This window comes from Micromonospora sp. SH-82, assembly GCF_051132485.1.
Lineage (GTDB): Bacteria > Actinomycetota > Actinomycetes > Mycobacteriales > Micromonosporaceae > Micromonospora.
The window spans coordinates 1,464,377-1,484,747 of the sequence record NZ_CP148049.1 but is presented as its reverse complement, the minus strand read 5'-3'; the positions used below and the strand labels follow the sequence as shown (position 1 = coordinate 1,484,747).

Below are 20,371 nucleotides of genomic sequence, written 5' to 3'. Positions count from 1 at the left end.
GACGAACCGGCGCGGTGCCGCCGGTCAGCGTGATGCGGCCGGTCGGCGCGGGGCTGTCGCTCGGCGTGGACCTCGGTCGGGCCCGCTCCTCGACGGGGAGGGCGGGCCCGGCCGATCCTCGACTGTCTGCCGCCGGGCGGGTGCACGTCGTCGGCCGACGGACGCGGAGCCCCGGCCGACGGTCAGCCGGTCTGGGCCACGTCGTGGGCGGGCGCGTCGACCTGCCGGTGCAGGTACTCCCGGATCAACGCCTTGGCCTCCGCCAACACCGCCTCGTCACCGCCGGGCGACCGACGGAAGGCCAGCTTGATCAGGGCGTCGGCCGCCTCGACGGCGATCTCCAGGATGAACCTCAGCCGGGGTCCGTCCGCGATGCCGAACCGGTCGATCAACACCCGGGCGAGCTGTTCGGCGATCACGCCGTTGTTGTCCCGCTTCTCATCGAGCAGATGCAGGTCGACCACGTCGCCGAAGTGGAGGGTACGGAACCCGGGGACCGTACGGTGCATCGTGATGTACTCGTCGATCCCCGCGTCGACCCCGTCCCACCAGTGGGTGAGGTCGTCGGCGGCGAACCTCTTGTCCAGCCGCTGCAGGTAGGACTCGATCGTCCGCAGGGTCAACGCCTGCACGATCGCCCGCTTGTCCGGGAAGAACTGATACACCGAACCGATCGCCACCTCGGCGCGCTCGGCGAGCAGGGTGGTGGTCAGACCCTCGTACCCCACCTCGTCGACGAGTTCGGCGCAGGCATCCAGCATCCGCTGGACCCGAGCGACGCTTCGACCCTGAACCGGCACCCGGCGCAACGGCCCGGTCGTGGCGGCTGGTGTGGACACTCGGCGCCACCCCCCTTCGACGGATGAACATATCTGAACGTCACGAATACGTGACTACCGGTACTAACGAGCCGACCTCGATTGCGGTATTTACCAGGCACAACGTTCCTGTTGCGAATTTGGTTCATGTTCACTGGGAGGAGTTCCGATGGCCGGCACCGCCACACCGCCTGTCCGCTGGACCAATTGGGCCGGCAACCAGCACTTCCACGCCCCCGTGTTGCGCCCCGCCGACGCCGAGGAGACCGCGGCGGCGGTCCGCGACGCGGCCACCCGGGGGCACCGGATCCGGCCCGTCGGCAGCGGCCACTCCTTCACCGCCCTGGCCTGCACCGACGGGTACCGACTCCAACTGTCCCGTCCGGTCACGGAGGCCACAGTCGACATCGGACGACGTCGGGTGACGGTGCCCGCGGAGACCACCCTGCACGACCTCAACGACCTCCTCGCCCGACACGGGCTGGCGCTGCCGAACCTCGGGGACATCGACGCCCAGACCGTCGCCGGGGCCATCGCCACCGGCACCCACGGCACCGGCTCACACCTGGGCTGCCTCTCCACCACAGTCGTCGCGTTCACCCTGGTCACCGGCGTCGGCGAGATCCTGCACTGCGACGCCGACGAACACCCCGACGTCTTCGCCGCCGCCAGGGTCTCCCTCGGTGCGCTGGGGGTCCTGGTCGACGTCACCCTCCAGTGCGTCGACGCCTTCGTACTACACGCCCACGAACGCCCCGACTCGCTCACCGCCGTACTGGGACAGATGTCCACTCTGGTCGAATCGCACGACCACGTCGAGTTCTTCTGGTTCCCCTACACCGACCGGGTACAGGTCAAGACCAACGACAGAGTGCCCCTCGACGACCGCCCGCTGCCCGGGTGGCGACGATGGCTCGACGACGACCTGCTCGCCAACACTCTCTACGGGGGACTCTGCCGGATCGGCCGGGCGCTGCCCACCCTCGCCCCGACCCTCACCACCGTCGCCACCCGCGCCCTCACCGAACGTCGCTACACCGGACGCTCCGACCGGGTCTTCTGCACGCCCCGCCGGATCCGGTTCACCGAGATGGAGTACGCCCTCCCGCGCGAGAACCTGCCCGAGGCGCTGCACGCCCTCCGGCGCATCGTCGACGGCCTCCCGTTCAGGGTGCTCTTCCCGGCCGAGGTCCGGTTCACCGCCGCCGACGACATCTGGCTGTCGCACAGCCACGGTCGGGATTCGGCGTACGTGGCCGTTCACCAATACGCCGGAATGCCGTACGAGCCGTACTTCCGGGCCTTCGAGGCAGTCGCCACCGAACTCGGCGGCCGCCCGCACTGGGGCAAACTGCACTGGCGCGACGCCGAGTCACTCGCCCCCGCGTACCCCCGGTTCGCCGACTTCCAGCACCTGCGCGACCGCCTCGACCCCCACCGGGTCTTCACCAACCCCCACCTGACCACCCTCCTCGGCCCCTGACCTCACCCACCGGCCCAGACCGAGGAGAGCGGACGGGTCAGTCGGCGGGGGTGGGGGCCTTGGCAGGGGCGGCCTTCTTCGCGGCGGGGGCCTTCGATGCGGTCGCCTTGGCGGGGGCCTTCTTCGCCGCAGTCGCCTTGGTCGCCGTGGACTTGGCCGCCGTGGACTTGGCCGTCGACTTGGTGGTGGTCGACTTGGTGGCCTTCTTCGCCGGTGCCTTCTTCGTGGCCTTCTTCTTCGGGGCCGGTCCCTTCGCCCGCTTCTCGGCGAGCATCTCGGAGGCCTCCTCGATGGTCAGCGCCTCCGGCGTCTGCGCCCGGCGCAGGGACGCGTTGGTCTCCCCGTCGGTGACGTACGGGCCGAACCGGCCGTCCTTGATGACCAAAGGCTTCTCGGTGAGGGGGTCCACGCCCATCTCCCGCAGCGGCGGCGCAGCGGCCCGACGCTGACGGGCCTTCGGGGCGGCCAGCAGCGCCAGCGCCTCGTCGAGGGTGACGGTGAACATCTTCTCTTCGGAGTCCAGTGAACGGAACTCGTCGCCCTGCTTGACGTAGGGGCCGTACCTGCCGTTGTTGGCGAGCACCTCGGCACCGTCGGGTGCCACGCCCACCACTCGGGGGAGGGTGAGCAGCTTCAACGCCTGGTCGAAGGTGAGCGAGTCGGGCGACTGGGAGCGCAGCAGGGACGACTTGCGTTCGCCGCTGGAGACGTACGGGCCGAACCGGCCGGACTTGAGCACGATCGGCTCCCCGGTGGCCGGGTCGTCGCCGAGCTTGCGCTCGCCGCTGCCGCCGAGGAACAGCTCGTGCACCTTCTCCCGGGTCAGTTCGTCGGGGGCCAGCCCCTCGGGAATCGGTGCCCGGTCGCCGGGGGTACCGCCCTCCTCGCCCTCGGCGGGGGCGGCCGGCTGTGCGCCCGGCACCTCCCGTTGCAGGTAGGGGCCGTACCGGCCGACCCGGACCACCACCTCGCGGCCCTCGTCGTCGGTGAAGAGCGGGATCGAGTTGACGCTGCGGGCGTCGATCTCGCTGAGGTTCTCGGTGACCAGCTTCTTCAGCCCACCGGACCGGGCGATGGCCTGGTCACCGGCGCCGTTGCTGCTGCCGAAGTAGAACGAGGTGAGGAAGTCGACGGCGGCGTGGTCGCCTCCGGCGATCTCGTCCAGCTCGTTCTCCATGCTGGCGGTGAAGTCGTAGTCGATCAGGCGGGGGTAGTGCCGTTCCATCAGCCCGATCACCGCGAACGCCAGGAACGACGGGATCATAGCCTGACCGCGCTTGACGACGTACCCGCGGTCCTGGATGGTCTGCATGATCGAGGCGTACGTGGAGGGACGACCGATGCCCAGCTCCTCCAGGGCCTTGACCAGCGACGCCTCCGTGTACCGGGAGGGCGGCTGGGTGTGGTGTTCCTGGGCGGCCAACTCGTCGGCGGTCAGCGGCTGGTCCTTGACGAGGTTGGGCAGACGACGCTCGGCGTCCTCGGCCTCGGCGTTCTCGTCGTCGCTGGACTCGACGTACGCGCGCAGGAAGCCCGGGTCGGTGATGGTCTTGCCGGTGGCCCCGAAGTCCGCCTCCTCGTCGGCGGAGGAGACGGCCCGGATCCGGACCGAGACGCTGGAGCCGACCGCGTCGGTCATCTGCGAGGCGATGGTCCGCCGCCAGATCAGCTCGTAGAGCTTGAACTCCTCGACTGACAGTTCCTTGGCGACCTCGCCCGGGGTGCGGAAGTTGTCCCCGGCGGGACGGATCGCCTCGTGCGCCTCCTGGGCGTTCTTGACCTTGCCCGTGTAGCGGCGCGGCTCCGGCGGCACGCTGCGCTCGCCGTACAGCTCGACGATCTGCCGGCGGGCCGCCGCGATGGCGGTCTCCGACAGGTTCACCGAGTCGGTACGCATGTAGGTGATGTAGCCGTTCTCGTAGAGCCGCTGCGCGGTACGCATCGTCTGCTGGGACGAGAACCGCAGCTTGCGGGCCGCCTCCTGCTGGAGGGTGGAGGTGATGAACGGGGCGTACGGGCGACGCCGGTAGGGCTTCTCCTCGACCCGGGTGACAGTGAACGGCCGCCCCTGGAGACGGGCGGCCAGCCCCCGGGCACCACCGGCGTCCAGGTGGACCACCCCGGCGCCGGGCTTGACCCGGCCGGTGGTCGGCTCGAAGTCCTTGCCGCTGGCGATCCGGTCGCCGTTGAGCGCGACGAGTGTGGCGTTGAAGGTACGCGGACCGTCACCGGTGGGGGCGACGGCGAGGGTGGCCAGGATGTCCCAGTACTCGGCGGTGCGGAAGGCCATCCGCTGCCGTTCCCGCTCGACCACGATCCGGGTCGCCACGGACTGCACCCGGCCCGCCGAGAGCCTCGGCATGACCTTCTTCCACAGCACCGGGGAGACCTCGTAGCCGTAGAGCCGGTCGAGGATCCGCCGCGCCTCCTGGGCGTCGACCAGGTCCCTGTCGATCTCCCGGGGGTTGGCCACCGCAGCCTGGATCGCCGGCTTGGTGATCTCGTGGAAGACCATCCGCTTGACCGGCACCTTGGGCTTGAGGGTCTCCACCAGGTGCCAGGCGATCGCCTCGCCCTCGCGGTCCTCGTCAGTGGCCAGGAAGATCTCGTCGACCTCCTTGGCCAGCTTGGTCAGCTTGCTGATCTGCTGGCGGCGGTCCGCAGAGACCACGTAGAGCGCGTGGAACCCGTTGTCCACGTCGACCCCGAGCCGGGCCCAGGACTCGCCCTTGTACTTCGCGGGCACGTCGGCGGCGTTGCGCGGCAGGTCGCGGACGTGACCGAAGCTGGCCTCCACGACGTACCCCGGGCCGAGGTAGCCCGAGATCGTCTTGGCCTTCGCCGGTGACTCGACGATGACCAGACGGGTGGTCTTGGCGTTGCTCGGCACGTTACTCCCCGACCTCACTCCTGCTCGTGGCCCGCCGGCCGGTCGGCCGTGGACCCGCCTCCGGGCCCCGCCGTTCCACCGGTCGGCTCGGACGTCCAACGTAACGCGTGGTCCGCTTCTCGGGTTTCGCGGGCGGCGGCGTTCCGCCACTGGCGTGGCGGGCGACGCCGGTCACGGGCCGGTCGTCCCGAACGGCGCCACCGTACACCGTGGGTAGGCCACCGGGTGGGTGACCGTGACGAAGCCGGCCCCCCGGCCGAGCGACCACCTGCCCATCTTCTGCCGAAAAGCGACCAGGGAGCTGTCCTTGATACGACAGCAGCCAACCACGACCGCGACCACCATCACAGCACGAATCGCCCGATCAGGCGGGACGTCGGGCGGGTGGGGCCGGCCAGTGGGTCGGCGGGGTCGTCGACGGCGGGTCACCGACCAGCTCGACCAGGCGGGCCAGTCGACGTCGACCGACGATCCGGTACGCCGGTCCGCCCGCCGCCCCGTCGAGGAGCACTGCGGGCAGACCCAGCGCCGCCAACGCCGCCCCGATCGGCTCCCACGTCGACTCGTCGGGGCTGAGGCCGAGCAGGAACCCGGCCGGTTCGGCGCTGCCCGAGGCGGCCGACCAGAGCCGCAGCCGTCGACCGTCGAGGTGGAACCCGGCGGGTGGACGCTGCACACCCGCGCGCAGCCAGGCGGTGGCCAACGGTGCCAGGGTGCTCGCATACGAGGTCCGTACCAGGTAGCGGCCGTCGGCGGTCGGCTCCCAGGTCGCGGCGATCCCACGTCTGGCGAACTCGGCCACCAGCACGTGCACCCGCCAGGCGGCGTCGAGCACCACCGACAACCGGGCGGTGCCGCCCATCCGCACCACCTCGCCCGACCCGGCGAGCAGTCCGGCCAGGTCGGACACCGAGGGTTCCGCCGCCTCCGCGCCGAACAGCGACAACTGCCGCCCCGGGTCGACAGCACGGTTCACAGCTCGGTCGCCGGGCGGGTCGACAGCACGGTCGACCGCCGGGTCCGCAGCTAGGTCGACCGCCGGGTCCGCAGTTCGGTCGTCGGCCTGGTCGACAGCACGGTCCGGCGGGGTCAGCGACACTCCGGGACCTCGTCGAAGGCTTCTTTGAGCTCTTCGGAGTGGAGTCGGCTGGTGTCCAGGGCACTGGCGTCGTAGTCCTGGTTGAGCTTGGCGACGGCGGCGCGGACCCCGTCGTAGAAGGCGGGCGGCTCGCCGGTGTTCAGCCCGTCGATGTTGTCCCGGGCCCGGCCGTACGCGTCCCGGACCTTGCCCAGGGTGGCCTGGAAGGCGGCGGCGACCTCGGCCCCCTGGTCGGCCTGGGGCACCCCGGCCTCGGCGACCTTCCGGCGGGCGGTCTCGCTGGCCTGTTCCGCCCCGGAGAAGAGGCGCACCAGGTTCTCCTTTGCTTGGGCCGGGGTGGTCTGGGCGGTCATCTGCTGCTGGGTGCTGCTGGTCAGCCTGCTGATCTCCGCCCGCCACGGGGCGAGGGCCGCGCAGACCGTCGACGCCCAGGCCCGCGCTCCGGGGCCGACCGCGCAACCGGCGGCGATCAGCAGTGTGGCCAGGACAGCCGTCATCTTCACGGCGGGGCTCGCCCGGCAGGTACGCATGCGATGCAGGGTACGGCCTCCGGCGCGGCCCGCCCCCGGTCAGGTTTGCCGACGTACCGGGCTCGGGACCCCGACCGGTGATCACGGTCGGGGTCCCGAGGACCAGCCTCAGGCGGTGACCCGCTCCGGTCGCTGGTCCGGACGTTCGGCACCGCCGCCGTCCGGGTCGGCGTCGGACATGGCGACCCCCTTGCGCTTGCTGAAGACCACCGCCGCGACGATGATCAACGTGGCCGCCACCGCGACGCCGATGCGCAGCGGGGTGTTCCGGTCGTCCCCGACGCTCCACGCCACCACAGCCGGGGCGATCAGCAGCGAGACCAGGTTCATCACCTTGATCAGCGGGTTGATGGCCGGTCCGGCGGTGTCCTTGAACGGGTCGCCGACGGTGTCGCCGATGACCGTCGCGGAGTGTGCCTCGGATCCCTTGCCACCGTACGCGCCGTCCTCGACCATCTTCTTGGCGTTGTCCCAGGCACCACCGGAGTTGGCCAGGAAGACAGCCATCAGGGTGCCGGCACCGATCGCCCCGGCCAGGTACGACGCCAGGGCACCCGGGCCGAGGCCGAAGCCGACGGCGATCGGGGCGAGGATGGCGAGCAGACCGGGGGTCATCAGCTCACGCTGGGCGTCCCGGGTGCAGATGTCGACGACCTTGCCGTACTCGGGGCGCTGGGTGCCGTCCATGATCCCGGGCAGCTCACGGAACTGTCGGCGGACCTCCATCACCACGGCACCGGCGCTACGGGAGACCGCGTTGACGGCGAGCCCGGAGAAGAGGAACACCACCGCCGCACCGATGATCAGGCCGACCAGGTTGTTCGGGTTCGCCACGTTCAGCGAGTTGAGGATCTCGGTGCCGACGTCGGCGACGCCCGCGTCCGCGTACGCGGTGCGCAGCGTGTCGGTGTACGACCCGAACAGGGCGGTGGCCGCCAACACGGCGGTGGCGATCGCGATGCCCTTGGTGATCGCCTTGGTGGTGTTGCCGACCGCGTCGAGTTCGGTGAGCGTCCGGGCCCCGTGCTCGTCGATGTCCCCGGACATCTCCGCGACACCCTGGGCGTTGTCGGAGATGGGGCCGAAGGTGTCCATCGCGACGATCACGCCGACGGTGGTGAGCAGGCCGGTCCCGGCCAGCGCCACAGCGAACAGCGAGAGGGTGATCGACCCGCCGCCGAGCAGGAACGCGCCGAAGACCCCGGCACCGATCAGCAGCGCCGAGTAGACGGCCGACTCCAGGCCGACGCTGATGCCGGCCAGGATGACCGTCGCCGCACCGGTCTGCGAACTCTTGCCGATGTCCTGCACCGGCCGCCGGGTGGTCTCGGTGAAGTAGCCGGTCAGCGCCTGGATCGCGGCGGCCAGCACGATACCGATGATGACCGCGCCGATGACGGTCCCGCGCGGGCCGAACGGCGGGTCGCCGCCGTCGAGGCTCAGCGTCGTCCGCCACTGCTCACCGAGCTGGGCGGCCCAGGACGGCTGGAGGTACGCGAACGACACGATGGCCACCAGCACGGCGGAGATCACCGCGGAGAGGTAGAAGGCCCTGTTGATCGCGGTCAGCCCGTTGCGGTCCGAGGCGCGCAGCCGGGTGATGAAGACCCCGATGATCGCGACCAGGACCCCGATGGTGGAGATGATCAGCGGCAGGACCAGGCCGTCGTTGCCGAACGCGGCCCGGCCGAGGATGAGCGCGGCGACCAGGGTGACCGCGTACGACTCGAAGAGGTCGGCGGCCATCCCGGCGCAGTCGCCGACGTTGTCACCGACGTTGTCGGCGATGGTGGCGGCGTTCCGCGGGTCGTCCTCGGGGATGCCCTGCTCCACCTTGCCGACCAGGTCGGCGCCGACGTCGGCGGCCTTGGTGAAGATGCCGCCGCCGACCCGCATGAACATGGCCAGCAGCGCGGCGCCGAAACCGAAGCCCTCCAGGACGGTGGGCGCGTCACCCCGGTACAGCAGGACGACCAGGGCCGCACCGACCAGGCCGAGGCCGACGGTGAGGAAGCCGACCACGCCACCGGTCCGGAAGGCGATCTTCATGGCCGCCTCGCGGCCGCCCTCCCGTTCCCGGGCGGCGGCGGCGACCCGCAGGTTCGCCCGGGTGGCCAGCCACATCCCGGCACCGCCGATGAATGCGCTGAACAACGCACCGACCACGAAGAACGCCGACCGGCCGAGCTTGACGAGGGTCTCGCTGCCGGCGGTGTCGTGCACCGGCAGCAGGAAGAGCAGGATCACCGCGACGACCACGAAGATGGCCAGTGTCCTGAACTGTCGCAGGAGGTACGCCGAGGCGCCCTCCTGGACGGCCCCGGAGATCTCCTGCATGTTTGTGGTGCCGGTGCCGGCTGCCAGGACCGTTCTGGTCAGGGTGGCGGCGAAGACGAGTGCCACCAGCGCGACGACCGCGGCGATGACGACGTACGTCAGATTGGCACCGGTGAGGGAGAGCTCGCCACCCTGGGCGGCCAGAGTCCCGGACATCCATGTCCTCCTGAACCGTGCACGCGCGCGGCGGGTGGAGACGCACCGGCCCGCGCCCTGAATGCGGAAACGCAAGCCCGCTGACCTGTGACGACAGGGACAGCGACGAGCACCCATTCCCGCTGGCTGCGGGGCGGATCACTTGCTGACAACCCGGGTACTGTAGCCCTCCGTCGTGTTGGAGGTCACACCGAGGGGGCACCCACAGGTGATGATCTTCATCGCTGTGTTACGAGAGGTTTTCTGATATAGGGGTCACCACGACGACACAGACCGTGTTCGACGAACGAACACGGTCTGTGGGGGAGAATGAAAGGTCAGCGGGTGACCGGCCACACCATCCGTACCTCGGTGCCGACACCCTCCTCGACCGGGCGTACCTGGAGGTCCTCGACGAAACCGGCGAGCAGGGCGAAGCCCACACCGGTGGTCAGCGCCTCGTCGGTGAGGGACTCGTTCGCCAACTCGTCCGGCGGAAGGGCGGTGAGCCCGATGCTCGCCTCGATCGGAGCCCGGTCCATCACCCGGACCGCGTACGACCCGTCGTCGGACATCTCCACCCGGACCGGATCGGGCAACCCGTACTGCCGGTGCAGGGCGACAGCCCGGGTGCAGGCCTCACCGATGGCCAGCCGCACCTCGTCCAGCAGGTCCTCGCGTACCCCCGCCCGCCGGGCCACCGCGACCCCGACCAGACGGGCGGTGCGGACGTGCACCGGGGCGGGCGAGAAGGAGAGCTTGACCGTGGCCATCACGCGCCGGCGCCGGTCGAGTCGGCCTCGACCGCCGCCTCGACCGTCGGGAGCAGGGGGAAGACCTGGTCCAGCGCGGTGATCCGGAAGATCTTGAGCAGCGGCTCCTTGTCACAGACCAGGGCGAACGAGCCGCCGGTCGACCGCAGCCGCTTGAGCGCACCGACCAGCACCCCGAGGCCGGTCGAGTCGAGGAAGTCCACCCGACCCAGGTCGACGACGACCCGGTGGGCACCACCGTCGATCAACTCCAGGAGTCGCTCCCGAAGTCGGGGTGCGGTGTAGACGTCCACCTCGCCGCCGACGGACAGCACCGTGTGCTCCCCCACGGAGTGGGTCGCCAGCGACAGCTCCATCGGTCCTCCTCGCAGAAGTCGTAAACTCCCTTGGGCATCTAACCATCCCCGCCGCGCTCGGGCCCGCCGAGCATCGGCTGATCACTCCCATACCCACCGGCCCCCACTCCGTACCCCGGGGTCCGTGGGTCGATCTCCGAACACCAGTGCGAGAGTGCAGGACGTGACCTCCGCAGCTACCCGAGCCGGCCGCGAACGGGCGCCGGTGACGGCGCCCGCCGACCTGCTGCGCCGACTGCGGTCCCGCAACGCCACCGACCCGGTCACCCATGTCGAGCAGGTGCCCGCCCGCGCCGGGACGCCCGTGACCTGGCCCGACTGGGTTCCCGAGGAGCTGCGGGAGGCGCTGCGCCGACGCGGGGTCGAGGCCCCCTGGCGACACCAGGCCGAGGCGGCGCAGCTGGCGTACGACGGACGGCACGTGGTGGTCGCCACCGGCACCGCCTCCGGGAAGTCCCTGGCCTACCTGCTGCCGGCGCTCTCCACCCTGCTCGCCGACCCCCGGGCCACAGTCCTCTACCTGGCCCCCACCAAGGCCCTCGCCGCCGACCAGCTCCGCGCCGTCACCTCGCTGGAGCTGGAGGGGATCCGCCCCGCCTGCTACGACGGCGACACGCCCCGGGCCGAACGGGAGTGGATCCGTCGACACTCACGCCTCGTCCTGACCAACCCGGACATGCTGCACCACGGCCTCCTGCCCGGCCACGCCCAGTGGTCCGGTTTCCTCCGCCGGCTGACCTACGTGATCGTCGACGAGTGCCACACCTACCGGGGTGTCTTCGGCTCCCACGTGGCACACGTGCTGCGCCGGCTGCGACGCCGGTGCGCGGCGTCCGGGCGTACCCCCGGATCCGGTCGGATCCCCGAGGCGCGCGGTGCCGCCGCCCTCCCCCGACAGGGCGGCGGACCGGACCGGGGACCGGTGTTCCTGCTGGCCTCGGCGACCTCCGGCGACCCGGCGACCACCGCGGAACGGCTCACCGGGCTGCCGACGACAGCGGTGACCGAGGACGCCTCACCGCGCGGCGGGGTCACCTTCGCCCTCTGGGAGCCGCCCCTGCTGCCGGCGGAGCCCGCCGACGCCACCGCCGGGGCCGACCTCACCCAGGTCCGCCGGTCGGCGCTGCGGGAGACCGCCGACCTGCTCGCCGACACGGTCGCCGAGGGGGTACGCACCCTCGCCTTCGTCCGGTCCCGCCGAGGTGCCGAGGTCGTCGCCGCCCACGCCCGCCGGTCCCTCGACGAGGCGGTACCCGGGTTGGGCCGCCGGGTCGCCGCCTACCGGGCCGGCTACCTGCGCGAGGAGCGACGCGAACTGGAACGGGCCCTGCTCGACGGTGACCTGCTCGGACTGGCCTCCACGAACGCCCTGGAACTCGGCGTCGACCTGGTCGGCCTGGACGCGGTGGTCATCTGCGGGTGGCCCGGCACCCGGGCGTCGCTCTGGCAGCAGGCCGGTCGGGCCGGCCGCTCCGGCCAGGAGGCGCTGGCGGTCCTCGTCGCCCGCGACGACCCGCTCGACACCTACCTCGTGCACCACCCGGAGGCCCTGTTCGGGCGGCCCGTCGAGGCGACGGTCCTCGACCCGGCCAACCCGTACGTGCTGGCACCGCAGCTCGCCTGCGCCGCCGCCGAGGCCCCGCTCACCCCCGCCGACCTGGAACTGTTCGGGACCGGGGCGAAGGAGGCGGTGGACTCCCTGGTCGCCACCGGTGCCCTGCGGGCCCGGCCCACCGGGTGGTACTGGCGGCACCGGGAACGCCCCGAGGTGGACCTCCGGGGCGAGGGAGGAGCCCCCGTCTGCGTGGTCGAGTCGGCCACCGGGCGGCTCCTCGGCACCGTCGACGGCTCGTCGTCGCACTTCCTGCTCCACCCCGGCGCTGTCTACCTGCACCAGGGCGTGTCGTACGTGGTCGACGAACTGGACCTGGCCGACGGGTGTGCGCTGGTGCACCCGGAGGAGCCGGACTGGTCCACCCACGCCCGGGACGTCACCTCGCTGTCGGTGGCGTCGGTCAGGTCGTACGTGGACGCCGGGCCGGTCGGGCTCTTCCTCGGCGAGGTGGACGTGACCAGCCAGGTGGTGTCGTACCAGCGACGACGGATCGCCTCCGGCGAAGTGATCGACACCCGACCGCTGGACCTGCCGACCCGGGAACTGCGGACCGTGGCGGTCTGGTTCACCGTCTCACCGCAGGCGTTGGCCGCCGCCGGAGTCGACCCGCCCGACGTCCCGGGTGCACTGCACGCCGCCGAGCACGCCGCGATCGGGTTGCTGCCCCTGATCGCCACCTGCGACAGGTGGGACATCGGCGGGCTCTCGACGGCCGTCCACGCCGACACCGAGGCACCGACGGTCTTCGTCTACGACGGGCACCCCGGCGGGGCGGGTTTCGCCGAGCGGGCGTACGGCACGGCTGACGCCTGGTTGCGGGCCACCCGGGAGGCGATCGCCGAGTGCGGGTGCGAGTCCGGGTGCCCGTCCTGCGTCCAGTCCCCGAAGTGCGGCAACGGCAACAACCCGCTGGCCAAGTCGGAGGCGGTGCAGGTCCTCGACGTGGTCCTGGCCAACCTGTCCGACGCTCTCCGGCCCGTGGGGGACGCTGTCCGGCCGGCGGAGGACGCCCTTCGGCCGGTGGAAGACACCCTTCGACCGGTGGGAGACGGCCTTCGACCGGAAGGAGACGGCCTTCGACCGGTGGGGCAGGAATAGATCCGGGCCCAGCTGGGAATTGAGCCCGTGGGAGCGCTTCCATCGAAGATCGCGCACCCCTGACCATCGCTGACCCGCTGTCTTGCGCCGGAGGAGGAGCCGTGGCCGACACCATCGCCGAGACCGTCGACCTGCTCTACACGATCGACCAGGAACACCTCACCCCCGACCAGCAGATCGCGCTCGGTGCCGCGATGGCGGCGCTGGCCCAGGCGGAACGACTGGACCAGATCAGCGAGCGGCTCCGCAGCATCCACCAGGTCCTCAACACCTTCGTCATGCGGGCCGGGGTCGACAGCGGACGCTGCTGACACCCCAGGGCGGTGGTCACGTCACGGCCTCGCGGTGGTCGGGGGCCTCGCGGCCGGTCGGGGCCCCCGGGTGCTCGCGACCTGCGAGCGGCCTCGCGGGTGGTCGCGGCCTCGCGGGTGGTCAGGGCCTCGGGGTGTCGCGGCCTCCGAGTGGTCAGGGCCTCGGGGTGGTCAGGGCCTCGGGTGTCGTGGGGCAACCGTGGTCGCCGAGCTGTGCAAGACTCCGGCGCACCCTTCGGAGGAGACGTTCATGCAGCCTGACTTCTTGCAGAGCCAACACCAGTTCCACATCCGCCAGCGCATCCGGATGATGGTCAACCAGTACGAGGTGCACTCCGTCGGCCCCGACGGCGGTGAGGGCGGGCTGCTCGCGTTCGCGCAGCAGAAGCGGCTCGCCTTCAAGGAACAGGTGACCCTGTACACCGACGACACCAAGCAGCAGCCCCTGCTCGGGTTCAAGGCCCGGCAGCGGCTCGACCTCGCCGCCACGTACGACGTCACCGACGCCGGCGGCACTCCGATCGGCCTGTTCCGCAAGGACTTCGCCCAGTCCCTGCTCCGCTCGACCTGGCACGTCGAGCAGCCCGGCCTGCCCGCCGTCACCGGTCAGGAGCGGAGCATGCCGGTGGCGGTGCTGCGACGCTTCGTCGACTCGCTCTCCTGGCTGCCGTACCACTTCGACTTCGTCGCCGACGGCCAGCCGGTCTTCTCGGTGATCAAGAAGTGGGGCCTGCGCGACAGGTACGTGGTGGAGATCCAGCACCCGCAGATCGACCGCCGCCTGGTGATCGCCATGGCGATCGCGCTGGACGCGTTGCAGGGCCGCTGACCGCGCCGGGCCGGGTTGCCTCGCGTGCCGGCGGGGCACCCCGGCCCTCCGGGTTCGGCCACTCCCGGGCCGGAGGGCCGAGTGCTCGGTCGCGAATTGAAGGGTGCAGCACGCGCGGGGTCCGGCCGGAGCAGTCGGGTTGCACCGGCCGACCGCGACGCCCGGCCCGCCCTGCGAGCGCAGGGCACCGGGGTCAGGCGCGTACCGGCCCGGCGCGGGCGGTCGTCGTCACCGTCCGGGTCAGACCGGGTAGCGCGGTCACCGTGACCTCCGCCGTCACCTGCACGTCCAGCCCGTCGACCCGGCAGTCGGCCAGCCGCCCGCCGTTCGCCTCGGCCAGCGCCGAGGCGCGCAGGCAGGCCACCTCCGGTCCCTGGGCGACGGTCGCGGCCCCGGCGAGCGCCGCGAAGTCCGCCGCGATCCCGGCCCGTTGCCGGGCCATCGCGGCGGTGGCGACCGCCGCCCCGAAGGTCCCGCAGACGACCAGGACCAGTCCGGCGGCGAGCACACAGACGGTCGCCCCACCCCGGTCACCACCCCTCCCGGAAGCCGCCTCCGAACGGCCGCCGGGCGACGCCTCGGAACGGCTGTCGCGCCTGCCGGTCGGTGCCTCGGAACGGCCGCCGGGCGACGTCGGGGGGCGGTCGACGGTCGGAGGGCGGCCAGGGTGGTCTGCGGTCATGGGGAGACCTCCGGGACACCGGGTTCGACGGCGGCGACCGCTGTCGCCGTCACGGTGAGCCTGGGTAGGCGGGCACCGAGGGTCCGGACCGGGGCGTGGACCGTCGCGGTCGCCACGTCGGCGTCGACCTCGACTGTGACCCGGGCACCGATCGGGGCGACACCCGCCCCCGCCGCCTCACCGTCGCCACCCCGGGCGGCGGCGAGTGCCGCCTCCCGGGCAGCGTTCGTGCAGGTGGCTTTCGTGGTCACCGCTTCGACGGCGGTGAGCCCGGTCAGCAGGAGCAGCAGGAGCGCCGGCAGGCCGGCTGCCAGTTCGGCGGTGAAGGAACCCCGGTCCCCGGTCACTGACGACACGACGCGCGGTACGGGTCGACGCGTACCGGCCTGCCGGCGCCGGATCACTGCAGGGCCCGGTCGATGACCCCGCCCAGCGCCGCCTGCACGCTGTCGGAGGTCAGCACCTTGAGCAGCAGACCGGCGAAGGCCACTGCGGCCAGGGTTCCCACTGCGTACTCTGCGGTGTTCATTCCGGCGTCCCCGCGCAGGCGGGCGGCGATTCTGCGCATGTCGTTCCCTTCTCGAAGGATTCCTCAGAGGACGTCGCCGAGGACGGCGACGATCACCGGCACCAGACCGGCAAGAATGAAGGCCGGCAGGAAGCACAGCCCGAGGGGCAGGACGATCAGCACGCCGGCCCGTCGGGCCGACGCCTCCACGGCCACGGATCGGTCGGCGCGCAGGTCGTCGGCGAGCCGGGTGAAGGCACCGGTCAGTGCTGCTCCGCTGGTCGAGGAACGGACGGCGGCGGCGACGAGCCGTTCGGCACCCGGGATCGGGGACAGGTACGCCCACGCCTCGTCGGGTTCGCCGCCGAGCAGCAGCGTCCGACCGACCCGGCCGAGCCGCTCGCCCAGGGGACCGCCGAGCGCCTCTGCCACTGCCAGCACCGACCGGTCCACCGGGGCACCGGCCCGTAACACCGCCGCCAACAGGTCCGCCGCGAGCGGCAGGTCGGCGACCTCCTGAATCCGTCGCCGACGAACCGCCGGTGGCTCGATCCGACGGAGCAGACGGTCGAGGAGGAGCGCCGTGGGCAGCGCACCCAGCCAGCCCAGCCATCCACCGACGAGTACCGCCACGGCCAGCCCGCCGAGGAGGGCGGCCAGCCGGATCCGGTCGGGCGGCCCCGTCCACGCGTACGGAGGTCGGGCAGGGGGACCGGCACCGGCCGGTGGTTCTCCCCGACTGACCTGTCGGCTGGTGCGGCTGCCCCGACCGGTGGCCACCACACTGCTCGGACCGCCGGTGGCCACCGCACTGCTCGGACCGCCGGTGGCCACCACGCGGAGGCGACGCAGGCGGCGCAGCGGACGTCGGAGGGAGACCACTGCCAGTACGGTCACCAGCAGACCGGCCGTGCCGAGGAGAACTGCCGTCACCGGGGGCACCAACCGGCCCTCCCCGGCAACGCGGTGAGCCGGTCTGCCCAGGCCAGGCCGACGGCCTGAAGTGCGACGGCGGCGAGCGTGCAGGCCGCCCCGATCGGCGTGTGCAGCAGGATCGCCACCGGGTCGACTCCGATGCCGTACCCGAGTCCGATGCCGCCGAGTGGCAGGGCGGCGAGCAGCCAGGCGGTCGCCCTCGCCCCTGCGGCCTGGGCCGCCGCCGAAGCCAGCCCCCGGTCACCGACCCGGGTGTCCGCCTCGACCCGTTCGAGGAGTTCGGCCAGGGGTGCGCCGGTCTGTTCGGCGAGGCGTACGGCGGCGGCCGCCAACTGCTCGATCCGGTCGGTGTCGTCGGAGCTGTCGTCGCCGTCGGGGCGCAGGGAAACCGGGACGGGGAGGCCGGCCCGGAGGTCGGCGGCGAGACCGCAGAGCTGGTCCAGGCGGCGTCGGCGGTCCCGCTCCGCCCGCCGGGTGGCCTGCTGTCGCAGCAGGGCCCGCATCCCGAGGAGGCCGTAGCCGGCGGCGGCCGCCGCCGCTACCGGACCGGCCAGCAGCAGACCGGTTCCGGCGGCGACGAGACCGGTGACCAGCATGGTCTGGCGCGGCGAGTCGACGACCCCACCGACGGCCCGGGTCAGCCGGGGACGCCAACCGGTCCCGGCTGGACCGTCGACGGCCTCCCTCGCAGGTGGGGCGTTGCCCCTCGTGGGTGGGGCGTTGCCGGACGGCGGCCCGGCGGGCGCGGACGACCGGGCAGGTCGGCGGCGGACGGGTTCGGGGGTGGCTGCGTCGGCCCGCCGGTTCCGGGCGACCGGCACCAGGCGCGGAGCTACCGATGACAGGGGCGGAGCTACCGGCACCAGGCGCGGAGCCACCGGTGACAGGGGCGGAGCAGCCAGCGGCGGGGGCGAGCCGACCGGTGTCGGGCTCGGGTCGACAGGTGGCAAGGTCGGGGCGGCCGGGGGCACAGTCGGGGCGCGTCGGGCGGCCGGGCTGGAGGTACGGGCCGCCGAGGTGAGCGAGGGTGCGGGTCCTCCGCCGACCGGCGACCCTGGTGGTGGGGTGGTCGGCGGGGAGAGCGGGACACCGGGCCACACCCCCACGGACGGTGGCCGACGCGAGTCCCGCCGGTCGGGTGGCCGGGACGGCCCGGAGCGGCCGGGGCGGCGCGGACCGGGTGCTCCGGGGCGACCGAGCGGACCCGTCCCACCGATGGGGCCGGCTGAGGAGACGGGTGGGGCGACGCGGTGCCCCGGCTGCGGGGGCCGACCAGCCGGTGACGGCGGTGGAGCGGCCGGTACGGGTGGTGGGGTGACCGGCGTGGACCCTAAGGCGGCCGGTGCGGGGTTCGGTGGAACGACAGGTGCGGGGTTCGATGGGTCCGGGTCCGGGTCTAGGTCCCGGTCCCGGTCGGGATCGAGGGGCGGAGTCCGGCGCAGCTCGGTGACCCAGGTGACGAGGGGGTCCGACGCCTCACGCGCGGAAGGGGTGGCCTCGGGGGCCGATGTCGTCCGGGACCGGCCCCGGACGATCGCCCAGGTCGGCAGGGTCACCGCCAGGAGCAGCACCACCGCCACCGCCCAACCTCCGGTGGTCATGCCGACCCCTGCCCGCCGGACACGCCGAGCACCGTCGGGACCGGCACCTCCCGCGACCGAAGGAGTGTGGCGAGCGCTTCGGCCGCCGGGCCGGGCCCGTGCCCGCGTACCCAGGCGGGGACCGTGGTGACCAGCCGTTCCGGGTGCTGCGGGAGGAGCAGGCAGACCGACTCCAGGAGTCGTCCCCGGGCACCTCGGCGGACCTGGAGGACCACCTGGAGTGCGGCGGCGACCTGGGCGTGCAGCGCCGCCCGGGGCAGCCCGCCGAGCAGCCCGAGCGCCTCCAGCCGGGCCGGGACGTCGACCGGGGCGTTGGCGTGCAGGGTGCCGGCCCCGCCGTCGTGGCCGGTGTTCAGTGCCGCCAGCAGGTCGACCACCTCGGCGCCCCGGCACTCCCCCACCACCAGCCGGTCCGGCCGCATCCGCAGGGCCTGCCGGACCAGGTCGCTCAACCCGACGGCCCCGGTGCCCTCCACGTTGGAGGTCCGGGCCTGAAGGCCGACGACGTGGGGGTGCACGGGATGCAGCTCGGCGGCGTCCTCCACCAGGACGATCCGTTCGGTCGACGGCACCAGGCCGAGCAGGGTGTTGAGCAGTGTGGTCTTACCCGAACCGGTCCCGCCGATGACCAGGTAGGCGAGGCGGGCCGCGACGACGGCGGCCAGCACCGGCACCACCGGGGCGGGGACGGTTCCCTGGCGGACCAGTTCGTCGAGGGTGAACGGCCGTTGCCGGAAGGTCCGCAGGGACAGGTACGGCCCGTCGGTAGCCACCGGTGGCAGGACCGCGTGCAGGCGGGTGCCGTCGGGCAGTCGGGCGTCGGCGTACGGGGCACTGTCGTCGAGGCGTCGTCCGGCACCGGCGGCGAGCCGTTGGGCCAACCGCCGTACGTCGTCGACGGTGCCCACCGGCACCGCCACCTGTTGCAGCCCTCGTCCCCGGTCCACCCAGACCCGAGTTCCATTCACGAGTACGTCTGTCACCTCGGAGTCGGAGAGCAGCGGGGCGAGCGGTCCGGCCCCGACCAGGTCGTCGTGCACCCGATCGGCGATCCGCAGCAACGCCGTGTCGCCGAGGACGGCGGCTGCGGGTTCGGCGCGTACCGCTGAGACGACGGCGGCGGCGGTCACCGGGGTGGCGTCGGCGGCGAACCGTTGGCGCACCCGGGCGGAGAGGGCCTGCGGGTCGGGACGCCCGCTCATCAGGCCACCCCCGCCGCCGTCGACTGGCCGGTCACCTCGGCGACGAGCCGTCGACACAGGACCGCGAGCGGTCCCCGTCCGGCGGCAGCCGGCGCCTCGCCCCGTTCCAGGCCTCGGCTGAGCGCCGGCTCGGGGCGGAGGGTCCCGGCCAGGGGCAGGCCGAGCACCTTCGCGATCTCGGCCGACTTCAGGCGGCCGGGTGCCGGACCGCGCACGATCACCGACAGGCTGGCGCAGTGTGGAGCGGCGACGGCTACCACCCGGGCCGCTGCGGCGGTGGCCCGCAGTTCCGCCGGAACGACCAGGTACGCCTGGTCGGTGGACTGGAGGGCGATCACGGCGGCGTCGTCGAGTTGCCGGGGCAGGTCGACGACCACGTACTCCCGCCCCCGTCGAGCCGCGTCGAGGGCGGTGGCCATCGCCGGGGCGGGAAGGTTGAGCAGCTCACCCCGATCCCAGGAGAGGACCACCAGGTCTCCCCGGCTGGGCAGGGCACCCACCAGGGTCGGCGGGTCGACCCGCCCGTCTGCGTCGGTGAGTGCCGGCCACCGCAGTCCGGCCAGCTGTTCCCAACCGAGGACCAGGTCCAGCCCGCCGCCGAGCGGATCGGCGTCGATCAGGAGGGTCCGCAGACGCGCCCGGGCGGCGGTCACCGCCAGCCCACCGGCGAGGACGCTCGCCCCGGCACCACCCCGCCCGCCGAGCACGGCGACGACCTGACCGGTCGTGTGGGCCTGGCCCGGCGCACACTCGGCGAGCCGGTCGACGAGCCACGGTTCGGCGGTGGGCAGGGTGGCGACGTGCTCGGCACCGACCAGTTCGGCGACCTCCCATCCGGGGTCGAGTTCACCGGTGCGGCCGACGAGCACCAGCCGGGGTCGGCGGGGCAGCCGGGCCCGTAGGCAGGCCTGCGCCTGGTCGCTGCCGACCAGGACCAGTGGGGCGGGCTGCCAGCGGGCCCGGGCAGCCGCCGGGTCGGCGGCGACGTCGACCTCGGTGCCACCTGCGGCGGCGAGCCGCAGCAGGTTGTCGAGGAGGTCACCGTCGCCGGTCACGACCAGTGGTCGCCGGGACGGCGCAGCGGTGGTACGGGGCGGCATCGCGGCCTCCAGCGGGTACGGGTGACAGGAGCCCCACCCTGACGCCGGAGTCGGTCACGTCGCCGCCC

Annotated in this window: 19 protein-coding genes; 5 read left to right on the top strand and 14 right to left on the bottom strand. The window is 72.7% G+C overall.

Translation table 11 applies throughout. The features are described 5' to 3' along the window. Positions 1-182: 182 nt before the first annotated feature. Positions 183-761, bottom strand: a complete 579-nt coding sequence (locus WHN02_RS06895) for a TetR/AcrR family transcriptional regulator (protein WP_350894305.1) — start codon at positions 759-761, stop codon at positions 183-185. A gap of 226 nt (positions 762-987) precedes the next feature. Between WHN02_RS06895 and WHN02_RS06890 the strand changes: the two genes are divergently transcribed. Further along, positions 988-2,301 carry a D-arabinono-1,4-lactone oxidase gene (locus WHN02_RS06890; protein WP_434742570.1) on the top strand — a complete coding sequence of 438 codons (1,314 nt, stop codon included), beginning with the start codon at positions 988-990 and terminating at the stop codon, positions 2,299-2,301. A gap of 37 nt (positions 2,302-2,338) precedes the next feature. On the opposite strand, the gene topA is transcribed toward WHN02_RS06890, so the two are convergent. The 6 genes from topA to WHN02_RS06860 form a co-directional block, all read right to left on the bottom strand. Then, complete coding sequence (topA, locus tag WHN02_RS06885; protein ID WP_434742569.1) at positions 2,339-5,191, bottom strand: type I DNA topoisomerase; 2,853 nt, start codon at positions 5,189-5,191, stop codon at positions 2,339-2,341. A 364-nt stretch (positions 5,192-5,555) separates the two neighbouring features. Continuing rightward, the gene (locus WHN02_RS06880; RefSeq protein ID WP_434743850.1) at positions 5,556-6,284 is read right to left on the bottom strand and encodes a hypothetical protein; all 729 of its coding nucleotides are present in this window, start codon (positions 6,282-6,284) and stop codon (positions 5,556-5,558) included. Then, the gene (locus WHN02_RS06875; RefSeq protein ID WP_350894310.1) at positions 6,281-6,820 is read right to left on the bottom strand and encodes a hypothetical protein; all 540 of its coding nucleotides are present in this window, start codon (positions 6,818-6,820) and stop codon (positions 6,281-6,283) included. Before WHN02_RS06875 ends, WHN02_RS06880 begins: the two co-directional genes overlap by 4 nt. A gap of 108 nt (positions 6,821-6,928) precedes the next feature. After that, positions 6,929-9,313 (bottom strand): sodium-translocating pyrophosphatase, encoded by a 2,385-nt coding sequence (locus WHN02_RS06870; RefSeq protein WP_434742568.1) that lies wholly within the window; start codon positions 9,311-9,313, stop codon positions 6,929-6,931. A 317-nt stretch (positions 9,314-9,630) separates the two neighbouring features. Next, a complete protein-coding gene (locus tag WHN02_RS06865) occupies positions 9,631-10,068 on the bottom strand; it encodes an ATP-binding protein (protein WP_434742567.1) in 438 nt (145 codons plus the stop codon). Then, positions 10,065-10,421 carry an STAS domain-containing protein gene (locus WHN02_RS06860; RefSeq protein WP_434742566.1) on the bottom strand — a complete coding sequence of 119 codons (357 nt, stop codon included), beginning with the start codon at positions 10,419-10,421 and terminating at the stop codon, positions 10,065-10,067. Before WHN02_RS06860 ends, WHN02_RS06865 begins: the two co-directional genes overlap by 4 nt. Before the next feature lie 163 nt (positions 10,422-10,584). Between WHN02_RS06860 and WHN02_RS06855 the strand changes: the two genes are divergently transcribed. From WHN02_RS06855 to WHN02_RS06845, 3 genes are all read left to right on the top strand, one after another. Continuing rightward, positions 10,585-13,134 carry a DEAD/DEAH box helicase gene (locus WHN02_RS06855; RefSeq protein ID WP_434742565.1) on the top strand — a complete coding sequence of 850 codons (2,550 nt, stop codon included), beginning with the start codon at positions 10,585-10,587 and terminating at the stop codon, positions 13,132-13,134. Between the two features lie 101 nt (positions 13,135-13,235). Beyond that, positions 13,236-13,445, top strand: coding sequence for a hypothetical protein (locus WHN02_RS06850; protein WP_434742564.1), 210 nt, complete (start codon positions 13,236-13,238; stop codon positions 13,443-13,445). Between the two features lie 250 nt (positions 13,446-13,695). Next, positions 13,696-14,274 (top strand): hypothetical protein, encoded by a 579-nt coding sequence (locus WHN02_RS06845; protein ID WP_434742563.1) that lies wholly within the window; start codon positions 13,696-13,698, stop codon positions 14,272-14,274. A 193-nt stretch (positions 14,275-14,467) separates the two neighbouring features. Here the strand turns inward: WHN02_RS06845 and WHN02_RS06840 are convergent, their stop codons facing one another. The 5 genes from WHN02_RS06840 to WHN02_RS06820 form a co-directional block, all read right to left on the bottom strand. Then, positions 14,468-14,956, bottom strand: a complete 489-nt coding sequence (locus tag WHN02_RS06840) for an Rv3654c family TadE-like protein (RefSeq protein ID WP_434742562.1) — start codon at positions 14,954-14,956, stop codon at positions 14,468-14,470. Continuing rightward, complete coding sequence (locus tag WHN02_RS06835; protein WP_434742561.1) at positions 14,953-15,312, bottom strand: TadE family type IV pilus minor pilin; 360 nt, start codon at positions 15,310-15,312, stop codon at positions 14,953-14,955. The genes WHN02_RS06840 and WHN02_RS06835 overlap by 4 nt, the downstream gene beginning before the upstream one ends. Before the next feature lie 44 nt (positions 15,313-15,356). Further along, a complete protein-coding gene (locus tag WHN02_RS06830; RefSeq protein WP_350894319.1) occupies positions 15,357-15,524 on the bottom strand; it encodes a DUF4244 domain-containing protein in 168 nt (55 codons plus the stop codon). Positions 15,525-15,548: 24 nt separating this feature from the next. Then, on the bottom strand, positions 15,549-16,130 hold the full coding sequence (locus WHN02_RS06825; RefSeq protein ID WP_434743849.1) for a type II secretion system F family protein: 582 nt from the start codon (positions 16,128-16,130) through the stop codon (positions 15,549-15,551). 263 nt (positions 16,131-16,393) lie between these two features. Next, positions 16,394-17,221 carry a hypothetical protein gene (locus WHN02_RS06820; RefSeq protein WP_434742560.1) on the bottom strand — a complete coding sequence of 276 codons (828 nt, stop codon included), beginning with the start codon at positions 17,219-17,221 and terminating at the stop codon, positions 16,394-16,396. 206 nt (positions 17,222-17,427) lie between these two features. Here WHN02_RS06820 and WHN02_RS06815 point away from each other — a divergent pair, with 206 nt between their 5' ends. Next, positions 17,428-17,718, top strand: a complete 291-nt coding sequence (locus tag WHN02_RS06815; protein ID WP_434742559.1) for a hypothetical protein — start codon at positions 17,428-17,430, stop codon at positions 17,716-17,718. A gap of 279 nt (positions 17,719-17,997) precedes the next feature. On the opposite strand, the gene WHN02_RS06810 is transcribed toward WHN02_RS06815, so the two are convergent. Both WHN02_RS06810 and ssd read right to left on the bottom strand, forming a co-directional pair. Then, positions 17,998-19,203 carry a TadA family conjugal transfer-associated ATPase gene (locus WHN02_RS06810; RefSeq protein WP_434742558.1) on the bottom strand — a complete coding sequence of 402 codons (1,206 nt, stop codon included), beginning with the start codon at positions 19,201-19,203 and terminating at the stop codon, positions 17,998-18,000. After that, positions 19,203-20,258 (bottom strand): septum site-determining protein Ssd, encoded by a 1,056-nt coding sequence (gene ssd, locus WHN02_RS06805; RefSeq protein WP_434743848.1) that lies wholly within the window; start codon positions 20,256-20,258, stop codon positions 19,203-19,205. The genes WHN02_RS06810 and ssd overlap by 1 nt, the downstream gene beginning before the upstream one ends. Between the last annotated feature and the right edge of the window lie 113 nt (positions 20,259-20,371).

Bases quoted from the DNA above. Each gene is read 5' to 3' on its own strand.
- WHN02_RS06895 (WP_350894305.1), bottom strand. From the start codon at position 761: ATGCTGGATGCCTGCGCCGAACTCGTCGACGAGGTGGGGTACGAGGGT.
- WHN02_RS06890 (WP_434742570.1), top strand. From the start codon at position 988: ATGGCCGGCACCGCCACACCGCCTGTCCGCTGGACCAATTGGGCCGGC.
- WHN02_RS06875 (WP_350894310.1), bottom strand. From the start codon at position 6,820: ATGCGTACCTGCCGGGCGAGCCCCGCCGTGAAGATGACGGCTGTCCTG.
- WHN02_RS06870 (WP_434742568.1), bottom strand. From the start codon at position 9,313: ATGTCCGGGACTCTGGCCGCCCAGGGTGGCGAGCTCTCCCTCACCGGT.
- WHN02_RS06860 (WP_434742566.1), bottom strand. From the start codon at position 10,421: ATGGAGCTGTCGCTGGCGACCCACTCCGTGGGGGAGCACACGGTGCTG.
- WHN02_RS06845 (WP_434742563.1), top strand. From the start codon at position 13,696: ATGCAGCCTGACTTCTTGCAGAGCCAACACCAGTTCCACATCCGCCAG.
- WHN02_RS06840 (WP_434742562.1), bottom strand. From the start codon at position 14,956: ATGACCGCAGACCACCCTGGCCGCCCTCCGACCGTCGACCGCCCCCCG.
- WHN02_RS06830 (WP_350894319.1), bottom strand. From the start codon at position 15,524: ATGCGCAGAATCGCCGCCCGCCTGCGCGGGGACGCCGGAATGAACACC.
- WHN02_RS06810 (WP_434742558.1), bottom strand. From the start codon at position 19,203: ATGAGCGGGCGTCCCGACCCGCAGGCCCTCTCCGCCCGGGTGCGCCAA.